General features: G+C 61.0%; 10 protein-coding genes. All 10 read left to right on the top strand.

What is annotated here, in order from left to right:
* Window positions 1-5: 5 nt before the first annotated feature.
* A complete protein-coding gene (locus tag MWH26_RS05170) occupies window positions 6-1,856 on the top strand; it encodes a RagB/SusD family nutrient uptake outer membrane protein (protein ID WP_247976337.1) in 1,851 nt (616 codons plus the stop codon).
* Window positions 1,857-2,099: 243 nt separating this feature from the next.
* Window positions 2,100-2,414, top strand: coding sequence for a cupin domain-containing protein (locus MWH26_RS05175; protein ID WP_247976338.1), 315 nt, complete (start codon window positions 2,100-2,102; stop codon window positions 2,412-2,414).
* A 25-nt stretch (window positions 2,415-2,439) separates the two neighbouring features.
* A complete protein-coding gene (gene pelA, locus MWH26_RS05180; RefSeq protein ID WP_247976339.1) occupies window positions 2,440-4,614 on the top strand; it encodes a pectate lyase in 2,175 nt (724 codons plus the stop codon).
* 14 nt (window positions 4,615-4,628) lie between these two features.
* Window positions 4,629-6,152, top strand: a complete 1,524-nt coding sequence (locus MWH26_RS05185) for a tagaturonate reductase (RefSeq protein WP_247976340.1) — start codon at window positions 4,629-4,631, stop codon at window positions 6,150-6,152.
* A gap of 129 nt (window positions 6,153-6,281) precedes the next feature.
* A complete protein-coding gene (locus MWH26_RS05190; RefSeq protein ID WP_247976341.1) occupies window positions 6,282-7,934 on the top strand; it encodes a UxaA family hydrolase in 1,653 nt (550 codons plus the stop codon).
* A gap of 340 nt (window positions 7,935-8,274) precedes the next feature.
* Window positions 8,275-9,711: a glucuronate isomerase gene (uxaC, locus tag MWH26_RS05195; RefSeq protein WP_247976342.1), complete on the top strand. Its 1,437-nt coding sequence runs from the start codon at window positions 8,275-8,277 to the stop codon at window positions 9,709-9,711.
* A gap of 200 nt (window positions 9,712-9,911) precedes the next feature.
* Window positions 9,912-10,922 (top strand): sugar kinase, encoded by a 1,011-nt coding sequence (locus MWH26_RS05200; protein WP_247976343.1) that lies wholly within the window; start codon window positions 9,912-9,914, stop codon window positions 10,920-10,922.
* Between the two features lie 143 nt (window positions 10,923-11,065).
* Window positions 11,066-11,722: a beta/alpha barrel domain-containing protein gene (locus tag MWH26_RS05205; protein WP_247976344.1), complete on the top strand. Its 657-nt coding sequence runs from the start codon at window positions 11,066-11,068 to the stop codon at window positions 11,720-11,722.
* Window positions 11,723-11,799: 77 nt separating this feature from the next.
* Window positions 11,800-13,173, top strand: a complete 1,374-nt coding sequence (locus MWH26_RS05210) for an MFS transporter (RefSeq protein ID WP_247976345.1) — start codon at window positions 11,800-11,802, stop codon at window positions 13,171-13,173.
* A 19-nt stretch (window positions 13,174-13,192) separates the two neighbouring features.
* Window positions 13,193-13,666, top strand: a complete 474-nt coding sequence (locus MWH26_RS05215; protein ID WP_247976346.1) for a nuclear transport factor 2 family protein — start codon at window positions 13,193-13,195, stop codon at window positions 13,664-13,666.
* Window positions 13,667-13,973: the final 307 nt, after the last annotated feature.

Raw genomic sequence — 13,973 nt, forward strand, 5'->3', positions numbered from 1 at the left:
TGCATATGAAATCCATCTTCCCCTTCCGGACTGCCGTGGCTGCCGTGGCGCTGGCCGGAACCGCCGGGCTGGTATCCTCCTGCAAAGACTTTCTGGATGTAGAGCCCGTAGCGCTGAACACCACTTCCTACGTGTTCAGCACGGTGGCCGGCGCTACCACGGCCGTTATCGGAGCCTACGACCCGCTCTCGGGCGACAATGGCTACGGACAGCGCATCAGCCTATACTACTCCGTGGATACCGATGAAATGATTGGCTCACCGGGCGCCCCCGACGGGCAGCGCCGCAGCATTGCCCGCTACAAAGCCCAGTCTACCAACACTGAAATTACCAACCCCTGGAACCAACTGTACCAGGGCGTGGAGCGCGCCAACATCTGCATTCAGCAGATTCCGCAGATGGCGCTTTATACCAGCGGCCCGGCCGCTGATACGGCCGCTTTGCACCGCCTGCACGGCGAGGCCCTGACCCTGCGGGCCCAGTATTACTTCGAGCTGATCCGCAACTGGGGCGACGTGCCGGCGCAGTTTACGCCTTCGGTGTCGGGTCAGAACTTCAACCTGCCCAACGCCGACCGCAACGAAACCTTAACCCGTCTGATTGCCGATCTGGCCCAAGCCCAAAAGCTCGTGCCCTGGCGCTCAGCCGCCGGCACAGCCAACGAGCGAATCACCAAAGGCGCCGTGAAGGCCCTGCGGGCCCGCCTGGCCCTGTACCGCGGTGGCTATGCGCCGAAGGACAACCAGATGGTGCGCCCCGCCGACTACCAGGAGTACTACCGCATTGCCCGTCAGGAGTGCGCTGAGTTGATGGCCAAGCCCACCGAGCATCGTCTGAACCCGAGCTTCCTGGAAGTATTCAAGAGCATTAATGAGCAGCGCGCTGAGGCCGCCAACGAAATCATGTTCCAGGTAGGAGCGGGCGGTTCTAATGCCGTGTCTGACAGTAAGTTAGGTTACTACAATGGCCCCCGCCTGCAGAACGCCAATAGTGCCTACGGCTCCAGCCAGGGTGCTATGGTCATTGCGCCTACCTATTTCTACGCCTTCGACTCGACGGACACCCGCCTGCCGGTAACCATTGCCCCCTACGGCATGGCCAGCAACAGCACCTTCTTCTCGGGCGTGGCCCTGAACGTGGTGGCCGATGGCAAATTCCGCCGCGACTGGCACATTCCGCTCGTGACGGGTTCCAGCAACTACCTGGGCTACAACTGGCCACTCATTCGCTTCTCGGATGTGGTGCTAATGTTTGCCGAAACCGAAAACGAGCTGAACGGTCCTACCCAGGCAGCCAAAGATGCCCTGCTGCAAGTACGCACCCGGGCCTTCGGCACCGCCGCCAAGGCTATGGCTGGGCTGAACATGGGCTCCAAAGAAGCGCTGTTCAACGCCATTGTGAATGAGCGCTACCTGGAGTTTGGGGGTGAAGGCATCCGTAAGTACGATTTGATTCGGTGGAACCTGTTTGCTACCCGCATGAACGAGGTGAAGGCCGACATTGAGAAGCTGGCTAAAGCCCAGGCGCCGTACCAGAATGTACCCCAGTACATGTACTTCCGCACGCCCGCCGCTGGCCCGGTGCAGTGGACTCGTTCGTTCTACCGCCCTTCGCCCGCTAATGCTACGGCGCCCACCGGGACGGTACGCGTGAACTGGCGCCAGGCCCTTGATGCCGCCTATTTGGCTAACCTGCGGCCCGCCGGCACCTCTTACACCCTGGGCACCACTACCGCCTCTAGCACCGGCGCTGGCCTGGCCGCTGAGTACGTACCCGGCCAGGGCAGAGAGCTGCTCCCGATTCCGCAGAGCACTCTGGCTTCTGACCCCGCCCTTAAGCAAAACTTCGGCTACTAACTGGTGATGAGGTGAAGAAGTGAATGGTAAAAGGAGAACGGTAAGAGGTGACGGGTAATAAAAAGGACGTCATTCCGAGTGTAGCGAGGAATCTCGCATGCTGACGTCTGATTACCGCTGCAACCTCAGCCCGCGAGATTTCTCGCCGCCCTCGGAATAACAAGCGACCCACCCTCCACTTCTCACCCTTTACCTGTCACCTCATCACCCCATCACCTCATCACCTCATCACCTCATCACCCCATGACTTCCAAACATCCTACCTGGCTCACGGTGGGGCCCGGCGTACAGCGCCAGATCCTGGCCTATGGGCCCGAGCTGATGCTGGTGAAAGTGGCCTTTGAAGCGGGCGGAATTGGGGCGCGCCACCACCACGTGCACTCCCAGATTACCTACGTGGAAAGCGGCGTGTTCCGGTGCACGGTAGGGGAGGAGGAGCGGGTGCTACGGGCCGGCGACACGTTCTACGCCGCCCCCGACGTGTGGCACGGCGTGGAGTGCCTAGAGGCGGGCGTGCTGCTCGATTCCTTCAGCCCTATGCGGGAAGATTTTGTGTAACCGGAGGCGGCTTGTGCCCTGCACTATGAAACGACTACTGACAATACTGTTCCTGCTGGTGGGGGTTGGGGAAATGGGAATCTTATCGGCCCGGGCCCAGCAGGTAACGGTGTCGGCGGATGGTTCGGGCCAGTTCCGGACCATCCAGGCCGCCATTAACAGCCTGCCCAACGAGGCAACCAAGCCGCGCACGGTGTACATCAAGAATGGCACCTACCGCGAAAAGGTCTTTCTCGATGACAAGCGAAATATCATCCTCAAAGGCCAGAGCGAGAAGGGCGTGGTCCTGACCTCGGCCCAGGCCCGCGACGCCTGGCGCTGCGACCCGGTGGCGGGCCAGGATGACTGGGGCGTGGCGACACTGAACCTGCGCAACTCCCCCGACATCACCCTAGAAAACCTCACCGTCATCAATAGCTACGGCTTTGATACCCCGGGCGAGGTAGCAATCGACTGCCCCACGGAGCCCAGCGGCAAGAAAACCATCAGCAAAACCGGCCACCAGATGGCCCTACGCACCATGCCCGGCACCACGCGCCTGGTGGTAAAGCACTGCACCTTCCGGGCCCTGGGCGGCGACACCGTCAGCCCCTGGGACGTGGATGCGGGCCTGTACTATTTCAAGGACTGTACCCTGGAAGGCGGCGTGGATTTCTACTGTCCCCGGGGCTGGGCCTACGCCGAAAACTGCCGCTTCATCTGCCACAACCCCAACGCCGCCATCTGGCACGACGGCTCCAGCGACGAGGACTCCAAAACGGTGCTCAAGAACTGTGTGTTCGAGGGCGACGCCGGCTTCAAGCTGGGCCGCTTCCACCGCGAGGCCCAGTTCTACTTGGTGAACTGCACGTTTGGGGAGAATATGGCTGATGCTGACATCTACTGGGCCCAATCGGGGCCCGGAGCCAAGCAGTGGGGCCGCCGCGTGTACTACCACAATAACCACCGCCGGGGCGGCGACTACGCCTGGTTCAGCAACAACCTAAGCTCGGCCAAAAACGCCCCCAAAGCTCGCAACATCAATGCCGACTGGACCTTTGGTGGGCGTTGGTACCCGAAGTCGGGCCGGCCGGCCACGGTGCCGCTGAAGCCCTCCAACCTCGGCGGGCCGGATAAGTACTCGACGGCGCCCAAGCCGGAAGCCAAACCCGCGGATGCTACGGCTACGGCTTCAGCGGGCGGTGCTACCCCCCTTGCCGCCGTGAAGGTTGATTCGGTGGCGGAACGCATGCTGCTATATCAGCGCACGGTAGGCGGCTGGCCCAAGATGGTGAACAACGTCAAGGTCAAGTACGACCACCCGATGACGGTAGCCGAAGAAGCGGCCACCCGCGACGATGCCGGCCGCAACGACGCCACCATCGACAATGAGGCTACCACCCGCGAGATTCGCTACCTAGCCGGCGCCTACAAAGCCACCGGCAACGCGGCCTACAAAGCCGCCGCCGAAAAAGGCATCCGCTACCTGCTCCGCATGCAGCAGCGCACCGGCGGTTTCCCGCAGTACTACCCCGATTCCAGCAGCTACCGCCACTACATCACCTACAACGACAACGCCATGGTGCGGGCCCTGCAGGTGCTCCGCGACGTAAGCCGCCGCACCAACGGCCTGGACGTAGTCGATGCCAGTCTGGTGGAGCCCGCTACCCAGGCCGTGGCCCGCGGCATTGCCTGCATCCTGAAAACCCAGTACGTGCAGCGCGGCAAGCTCACGGCCTGGTGCGCCCAGCATGACGAGAAAACCTTTCAGCCCGTAAAAGCCCGCGCCTTTGAGCTGCCCTCCCTGAGCGGCATGGAAACCGTGTACATCGTGCAGTTTCTCATGGACACTGAAAATCCTACCCCCGCCATCAAGAAAAGCGTGGATGCGGCCGTCGCCTGGCTCGACGCAGTGAAAATCACGGGCTACACCATCAAGGACCAGCCCGACCCCAAACAGCCTAAGGGCTTCGACCGGGTAATTCTGCCCGAAGCTGGCGCTACCATCTGGGCCCGCTTCTACGACCTGCAAACCAACCAGCCCATCTACGTCGGGCGCGACTCCAAGCCCCGGCCCAAGCTCTCCGACATCGAATACGAGCGCCGCACCGGCTACGCGTATGCCGGCGTCTGGCCCGCCAAACTGCTCAGCCGCGACTACCCCCGCTGGCAGCAGAAACTCAATAGCAACGCTACGCCCGCCCCGGGCAGCAAACCATAATAACGGTCCTGACCATGCCGCACTTATCCCAACAACTGGTTTCTCAGGCGCCCCCGGCAACCGTGGCGTTGCCCTCGCCCGCCCTGCTGGAACTCCCCGAAAAAGTCCTCCAATTTGGTACCGGCGTGCTGCTGCGCGGCCTGCCTGACTACCTCATCGATAAAGCCAACCGCCAAGGTATCTTCAACGGCCGCATTGTGGTGGTGAAGAGCACCGACGGCGGCGACATCGACGCCTTCACCCGTCAGGACGGCCTCTACACCCTCGGCATTCGGGGTATTGAAGACGGCCGCGAGGTAGCGGAAAACGTGGTGTGCTCGGCCATCAGCCGGGTGCTGTCGGCCAAAAGCCAGTGGGCCGACATTGTGGCCTGCGCCGCCAACCCGGAGCTGATGGTGGTGATTTCGAACACCACGGAAGTAGGTATTCAGCTCGTGTCGGACGACATCAGCCAGAGCCCGCCGCAGTCGTTTCCGGGCAAGCTGCTGGCCTTTCTGCTGGCCCGCTACCAGGCTTTCAACGGGGCCAAGGACAAAGGCCTCGTGATTGTGCCCACCGAGCTGATTCCCGACAATGGCACCAAGCTGGAAGCCATTCTGCTGGAGCAGGCCCACCGCAACAACCTCGACGCGGAGTTTATCGACTGGCTGGAAACGGCCAACCAGGTGTGCAACTCCCTCGTGGACCGCATCGTGCCCGGCCGCCCCGACCGGGCCACGCAGGCAGCGCTGGAAGCCGAGCTGGGCTACGCGGACGAGCTGCTGACCATGTCGGAGGTGTACACGCTGTGGGCCATTGAGGGCGACGCGCGGGTAAAGGAAATCCTGAGTTTCGAGCGGGCCGACGCTGGCGTTATCGTGCAGCCCGACATTAACCTGTTCCGGGAATTGAAGCTGCGCCTGCTCAACGGCACCCACACCCTGAGCTGCGGCCTGGCCTTCCTGGCGGGTTTCCCGACAGTGCGTGAGGCCATGGACGACGCCAACCTGGCCGGCTTCATTCACAACCTGATGCTGGCCGATTTGCTGCCCGGCATTCCCTACTCCGTGGATGAAAAAATGGGCCAGCGCTTCGGTATGCAGGTGCTCGACCGGTTCCGCAACCCCTCCATCGAGCACAAATGGCTGTCGATTTCGATGAACTACACGGCCAAGATGCAGATGCGCAACGTGCCCACGCTGCTGCACTACTACCAGAAGCTGCACGCCGTGCCACACTACATGGCCCTGGGCTTTGCCGCCTACCTGGCCTTTATGCGGGCAACCCGGCAGGAGGGAGGCAAGTGGTACGGCGAGCTGAACGGCCAAGCCTATGAAATTCAGGACGAAAAAGCCGGCTACTTCGCCGACCTCTGGGCCCGCCTGGAGCCCGCCGACCTCGTCCGCACCGTGTTGCACAACCAGGCGCTCTGGGGCCATGACCTCTCGGCCCTGCCCGGCTTCGCGGAGTGCGTCACGCGCTACCTCTCAACCCTGCTCGAACACGGTGCCCGCGCTACCGTAGCCCACGCCCTGAACCGGGAATTAGCGGTTAGCTAAGGTAGAGACGCGACACTTCGCGTCTCGTCGTTGAACGGTAAGCTTGAGCGACACTGTTGCACGACGCAGCCGACGAGACGCGAAGTGTCGCGTCTCTACAACGCTCTTAATACCTCGATACCTCGAACCATGAAACACCTGGTAGCCAAAATTCACCCCGACGATAACGTGCTCGTGGCCCTCACGGACCTGCCCATCGGCACGCCCGTCACCTGGGACGGCACCACCGTCACGACTACCGACAAGATACCGGCCAAGCACAAGCTGGCCCTGCAGTTCCTGGCCCCCGGCGACCCGGTGCACATGTACGGGGTGCTGGTGGGCACGGCCCGCGAAGCCATTGGGGTAGGCGGCCTGCTGACCACCAGCAACATCCGGCACGCTACCGACAGCTACGACGAGCACCACCAGCGCCGCCAGGACTGGCAGGCCCCGGACGTAACCAAGTGGCAGGAGCGCACCTTTATGGGTTTCCACCGCCCCGATGGCCAGGTGGGTACGGCCAACTACTGGTTGGTGATTCCGCTGGTATTCTGCGAAAACCGCAACATTCAGGTGCTGGAAGAAGCCCTGGTGAATGACCTCGGCTACGCCCGCCGCAAAAGCTACCAACCCCAGACTCAGGAACTGATTTCGCTGCTGCAGGCTGGTAAGTCGGTAGAAGAAATTCTGGCCACGGACCTGCACTCGGCGGAAAATGGCCACCAGAAGCCCCGGCTGTTCCCTAACGTGGACGGCATCCGGTTTCTGAGCCACGAGGGCGGTTGCGGTGGCATTCGCCAGGATGCCCAAACCCTGTGCGGGCTACTCGCGGGCTACATCACCCACCCCAACGTGGCCGGCGCTACGGTCTTGAGCCTGGGCTGCCAGAACGCACAGGTGAGCATGTTGCAGGACGAAATCAATAAGCGCAGCCCTAACTTCCAGAAGCCGCTTTACATCCTGGAGCAGCAGAAAATCGGGACCGAGGAAGCCCTAGTTAGTACCGCCCTGCGCCAGACGTTTGCCGGCCTGATGATGGCCAACCAGGTAACGCGCCAGCCAGCTCCGCTCAGCAAGCTGTGCATTGGGCTAGAGTGCGGCGGTTCCGACGGCTTCTCGGGCATCTCGGCTAACCCCGCCGTGGGCCACGTTTCGGATTTGCTGGTGGCTCTGGGCGGCTCGGTTATCCTGGCCGAGTTCCCGGAGCTGTGCGGGGTAGAGCAGGAGCTAGTGGACCGCTCCGTGGACACCGCCACGGCTGAACGCTTCAGCTCCCTGATGAAAGCCTACGGCGACTCGGCGGTGGCCGTGGGTTCCGGCTTCGACATGAACCCCTCACCCGGCAACATCCGCGACGGACTAATCACCGACGCCATGAAATCGGCCGGGGCGGCCCGTAAGGGCGGTTCCTCACCCGTAGTAGCCGTGCTCGACTACCCCGAGCTGGTCACCAAACCCGGCCTGAACCTGCTCTGCACCCCCGGCAACGACGTGGAATCGACGACGGCGGAAGTAGGCTCGGGCGCTACCGTGGTGCTGTTTACCACGGGCCTGGGCACGCCCACCGGCAACCCCATTGCCCCGGTGGTGAAGATTTCCAGCAACACGGCCCTGGCCCGGCGCATGCCCGACATCATCGACCTGAACACCGGCACCGTCATCGACGGCGAAGAAACCATTGAGCAAGCTGGTGAGCGTATTCTCGACTACGTCATCCGCGTGGCCAGCGGGGAAGAGGTAGCCGCCGTGCGCCACGGCCAAACCGATTTCATCCCCTGGAAACGCGGCGTTTCGCTGTAAACCAGACCGTAGAACAGCCCCCAGAACGTCATGCTGAGCTTGTCGAAGCATCTCGCGTGCTGATACCAGAACGACTGTAGAGACGCGACACTTCGCGTCTCGGCGCCAGAACAACTAGGACCGCACACCTTAAACAACCTCAGCAACGACGAGACGCGAAGTGTCGCGTCTCTACAGCCAGGCAATTACCCTAACCTACTCCTTGCCGACCGGCATCGTTTGCGTAGAAAAACTTGCCTGCTGCCGCCAAAAACGGCCTGTTCTGGCTCCAGTCCGAATACCTTTACTTATCCCGCCACCCACCAATCTGCGGGTACCGCCCACTTCATTCGAGTTGATTATGAAGCCCTTTCTCAACGACGATTTTCTGCTGCAAACGGCCACGGCCAGCACGCTCTACCACGAGTATGCCAAGCAGATGCCCATCATCGACTACCACAATCACCTGCTGCCCGACCAGATTGCGGAGGACAAGCAGTTTGATACCATCACCCAAGTGTGGCTCTACGGCGACCATTACAAGTGGCGCGCCATGCGGGCCAACGGCATCCCGGAACGCTACATCACCGGCGACGCTTCGGACTGGGAGAAGTTTGAAAAATGGGCCGAAACGGTGCCCCAAACCGTGCGCAACCCCCTTTACCACTGGACTCACCTGGAGCTACAGCGCTACTTCGGCATCACGGAGCTGCTGAACAAGGATAGCGCCCGTCGCATCTACGACCAGTGCAACGAGCTGCTGCGCACCCCCGAGTATTCGGTGCGCAACCTGCTGCGCCGCATGAACGTGGAAACCCTCTGCACCACCGACGACCCTTCGGATTCCCTGGAGCACCACCGCGCCATTCAGGAAAGCGGCTTCGAGGTGCAGGTGCTACCCACCTTCCGCCCCGACAAGGCCATGGCCCCGGAAGATGCCGCTAGCTACAACGCCTACCTCGACAAGCTGGGCCAATCAGCGGCCGTGGACATTCAGACCTACCACGACTTGAAAGCGGCTCTACGCCTGCGCCATGACTACTTTGCGGCCCTAGGCTGCCGCTTGTCGGACCACGGCCTGGAGCAGATTTACGCCGCTGACTACACCGACGCCGAAATCAGCGCCATCTTCGCCAAGGTGCGAGGAGGGGAGACGCTGGGCGAGCAGGAAATCCTGAAATTCAAATCGGCCATGCTGGTGCTGCTGGCCGAAATGGACTGGGAGAAAGGCTGGACCCAGCAGTTCCACCTCGGCGCCCTGCGCAACAACAACTCCCGCATGCTGCGCGAACTGGGCCCCGACACCGGCTGGGACTCCATTGGCGACTTTGCCCAGGGCCGCGCCCTGTCCAGCTTCCTCAACCGCCTCGACGGGCAGGATAAGCTGGCCAAAACCATCCTTTACAACCTGAACCCCGCCGATAACGAGCTGATTGCTACCATGATTGGTAACTTCAACGATGGCTCGGTGGCCGGTAAAGTGCAGTTCGGCTCGGGCTGGTGGTTCCTGGACCAGAAGGACGGCATGGAAAAGCAAATCAACGCCCTGAGCAACATGGGCCTGCTGAGCCGTTTCGTGGGCATGCTCACCGATTCCCGCTCCTTCCTGTCCTACCCCCGCCACGAGTACTTCCGCCGCGTGCTCTGCAACCTCTTCGGCACCGACGTGGAAAACGGCGAGCTGCCCGCGGATATGGAGCTGCTGGGCGGCATCATCCAGAACATCTGCTACGGCAACGCCAAGGAGTACTTCGGTTTCGCCACGGTAGCCCAGCCGATTGAAACGGCGGTGGTCTAGTTCTGAAAGTCATTAGCGCGCGTCCTGCTGGCGCAGGAAGCATCTCGCTTGTTAAGGCCAGAACGATGTAGAGACGCGACACTTCGCGTCTCGAATTCAGAACGACCTGTAACGTACGGTCATAACAACATCAGCAACGGGAAGACGCAAAGTGTTGCGTCTCTACATCCTGCAACGACTCAACCCCCTCGTTCCTTTCCATGAAGCAAGTTGTCACCTTTGGTGAAATCATGATGCGGTTGTCGCCGCCGTTGAACTACCGGTTGTCGCAGGCCAGCTCCCTGGAAATCACCTACGGCGGCGGGGATGCCAACGTGGCAGCGGCCCTGGCTTACTTGGGCGTGCCGGCGGCTCACGCGGGCTGTTTCCCGGATAATGCCGTGGGGCGGGCCGCGGCCCAGCAGTTTCAGCACCACGGCGTAGACATGCGCCATTGCGTATTTCAGGGGCAGCGCCTGGGCCTGTACTTCCTGGAAGTGGGCGCTTCCCTGCGGGCCAGCCGCATCGTCTACGACCGGTACGATTCGGCTTTCGCCAACCTGCAGCCGGAGTGGTTTAACTGGGACGAGATTTTCAGCAACGCCCAGCTTTTTCACTGGACGGGCATCACGCCCGCCATATCCGCCACGGCGGCGCAGGCTACGCAAGAGGCCATTGCGGCCGCCCGGCGGCTGGGCCTTACGGTTTCAGCCGATGTGAATTACCGCCGCAACCTGTGGCAGTACGGGCAGCGGGCCCAAGACGTAATGCCCGACCTGGTGGCCGGCTGCGACCTGGTGGTGTGCACCGAAGGCGACGCGGAAGATCTGTTCGGCATCAAGGCGGAAGCCGGAGCTGAGAACAGCTTCGTGTCGATGAGCCAACAGCTGATTCGGCGCTTCCCCCAGATTCAGCAGGTTATTGCTACCCGCCGCGAAACCCAGAGTGCCTCGCACGAGCGGATTAAGGGCATTGCCTTCAGCGGCGGCCAGTACCACGAAACCGAGTTCTTCGACATCAACCCGGTGGTGGACCGCATTGGCGGGGGCGACTCCTTCATTTCCGGCTTCATCTACGGGCAGCTTACGTACCCTACCCTGCAAGAGGCCCTGACGTTTGCCACGGCCGCTTCCGCCCTCAAGCACACTATTCACGGCGACATCAACCTGGTGACAGCCGCCGAAGTGGAGCATATCGTGGCCGGCAATACGTCGGGCCGCTTGCTTCGGTAGGAGTAAGAGTAGTGTCATGCTGAGCGAAGTCGAAGCATCTCTACCTCTGGCTATATCAATAAAGGTAGCATTGCAACGAAGCGGTAGAGATGCTTCGACTTCGCTCAGCATGACAATGATTATTGATGATTAACGTAAACAACATGTCCCGATTCTCTTCCGCCGCTGCCCTGGAAACCGTTCTGCACTACCCCGTGGTACCGGTGTTCTACCACGCCGATGCGGCCTATACCAAGCGCATCCTGCAGGCCTGCTACGCGGGTGGGCTGCGCGTGTTTGAGTTTACCAACCGCGGCGCCAACGCCTTTGAGGTGTTCCAGGAACTGGTCCCGTTCGTGCAGGAGAATTGCCCGGACATGCTGCTGGGTATCGGCACGATTTACACGGCGGCGGATGCCGAGCGGTTCATTCAGGCCGGGGCCGATTTCGTGGTGCAGCCCTGCCTGACGGCGGAAGTGGCCGAAGTGTGCCGCCAGCACGGTACGCCCTGGCTGCCCGGCACCATGACCATTTCGGAAGTGTACCAGGCTACCCAGCTCGGGGCGGCCATCGTCAAGATTTTCCCCGGTAACGTGCTGGGCCCCGGTTTCATCAAAAGCCTGCGCGGCCCTATGCCCACGGTGCCGCTGATGGTGACGGGCGGGGTAGAGCCCACCGAAGACAGTCTGCGCGAATGGTTTACGGCCGGCGTGAACGTGGTAGGCATGGGCTCCCAGCTCTTCAAAAATGCCGATGATACCGAGGCCCTGAGCCGGCAGATTGTCAGTCTGCTCACCTTCGTCGATACACTGAAAAAGTAAGATTTCCCGCCTTGCTTTTGCCTTCGGGCGCCCGTTGCCTTCCCTAGAGTATCTCCCACCGAATTCCCTCGAACTCGATGATACAAACCTCACCCGCCACCCCGGCCGCTTCCACGGCTACGCCCGGGGCCACCGGCATGGGCAAGTACCGCTGGACCATCTGCGCCCTGGTGTTTTTTGCTACTACGGTCAACTACCTCGACCGCGCGGTTATTTCCCTGCTCAAGCCCTACCTCGAAACCGAGTTTCACTGGAACGCCGGCGACTACGCCAACATCGAAATTGCCTTCAAGCTGGCGTACTCCTTCGGGATGCTGGGGGTAGGGCGCATCATCGATAAGCTGGGTACGAAAATCGGCTATGCCCTTTCCACATTCCTGTGGAGCATTGCCGCCATTGGGCACGCCTTCGTGAGCAGCACCTTTGGCTTTAGCGTGGCGCGGGCGTTTCTGGGTGTAACTGAAGCTGGCAACTTTCCCGCCGCCATCAAAACTACCGCCGAGTGGTTTCCGCAGAAAGAACGGGCGCTGGCTACGGGCATCTTCAACTCGGGCTCCAACGTGGGCGCCATCATTGCCCCGCTAACGGTGCCTTTGATTGCCGAAACCATCGGCTGGAAATGGGCCTTTATCATCACCGGGGCCATGGGCTTCGTCTGGCTGGCCTTGTGGTTCTGGCTGTACGAAGTGCCCGCCCGCCACGCCAAGCTCACCCAAGCCGAGTTCGACTACATTCACAGCGACGTGGACGATTTGGCGGCGGCCTCTATTGAGACCCAGCCCAAAGTTTCCTGGTTTAAGCTCCTCACGTTCCGCCAGACCTGGGGCTTCGTGCTGGGCAAGTTCCTGACCGACCCAGTGTGGTGGTTCTACCTGTTCTGGCTGCCCGATTTCCTTAACAAGCAGTACGGCCTGAAAGGTACCGACGTGGCCCTGCCCGTGGCTATGGTGTACATGCTTTCAAGCATCGGAAGCGTAGGGGGCGGCTGGATTCCCTTGAACTTTATCCGCAAGGGCTGGGCGCCGTTCCGGGCCCGCAAAACCAGCATGCTACTGATTGCCCTGTGCGTATTCCCGATTGTATTTGCCCAGCAGCTCGGGCAGATTAACATGTGGCTGGCGGTGCTGGTCATCGGCATTGCCGCCGCGGCCCACCAGGCCTGGAGCGCCAACATCTTCACCACCGTATCGGACATGTTCCCGAAGCGGGCGGTGGCTTCCGTAACCGGCATTGGCGGCATGGCCGGCGGCTTGGGCGGCATTCTGCTCTCGGCCCTGGTGCAGAAGCGCATGTTCGTGTACTACGAAAGCATCGGGCAGCTGGATAAGGCCTATTTCATCATGTTCCTGATCTGCGGTGGGGCCTACCTGCTGGCCTGGGTGCTGATGCACTTCCTGGCCCCCACCATGAAGCAAATCAACCTGGATGAACCTGCCGCGGCAGCCCAATAACCTCTTGACTTTCTGCGCTATGAAAAAAATGCATCTGCTGCTCGTGCTGCTGTGGCTGGCCCTGCCCGTCCTCACTTTCGCCCAGTCGAAAAAAGACCAAGCGGCGGCCAAGGAGGTAGAGGCCCTGGAGCGCCAGCGCTTTGAGGCCCAGGTAAAAAAGGACTATACCGTGCTGGAAAAAGTCTTTGCCGATGACCTCGTGTACACCCACTCCAACGGCAAGCAGAACAACAAGCAGGAGTACATCCAGAGCATTCGGGATGGCAAAAGCCAGTACGACAAGATTGACGTGGAAGCCCTGAACGTGCGCGCCTACAACGACGGTAAAGCTGCCGTAGTCAACGGTACCATCACCATCACCCTCCCCAACAAGCCCGACGGCTCCCCCAATCTGGCCTACCTCAAATACGTGGTGGTGCAAGTCAAGAACCCGAAAAAAGGCTGGCAGGTAGTGCTCTGGCAAAGCCAGAAACAGCCCGAAGCCAAAAGCTAGGGTAGGGAGGTGTAGAGGCACATCTTTGCGTTCCAGTTCTTAGACAACTCTGGCTGTCATTCCGAGCGAAGCGAGGAATCTGGGTTAGCCTCTAGTAGCACACCCAGATTCCTCGCTCCGCTTGGAATGACAAACCACGCAACATCAGCTGACGAGCGAGGCGCGAAGCCGCGTCTCTATAGCGGCTTAACGGTACGCAGTCAGGCTTTTACTTCTTCATCATTCAGCTTACCCCACCAGACCTCGCGGCGGCTTTTCCAAGGCACAAGGGCTTTCCAGCCTTCCTGCTTTTGCATAGTGACGGCGT

Origin of the sequence: Hymenobacter sublimis (assembly GCF_023101345.1) — a bacterium.
GTDB classification, from domain to species: domain Bacteria; phylum Bacteroidota; class Bacteroidia; order Cytophagales; family Hymenobacteraceae; genus Hymenobacter; species Hymenobacter sublimis.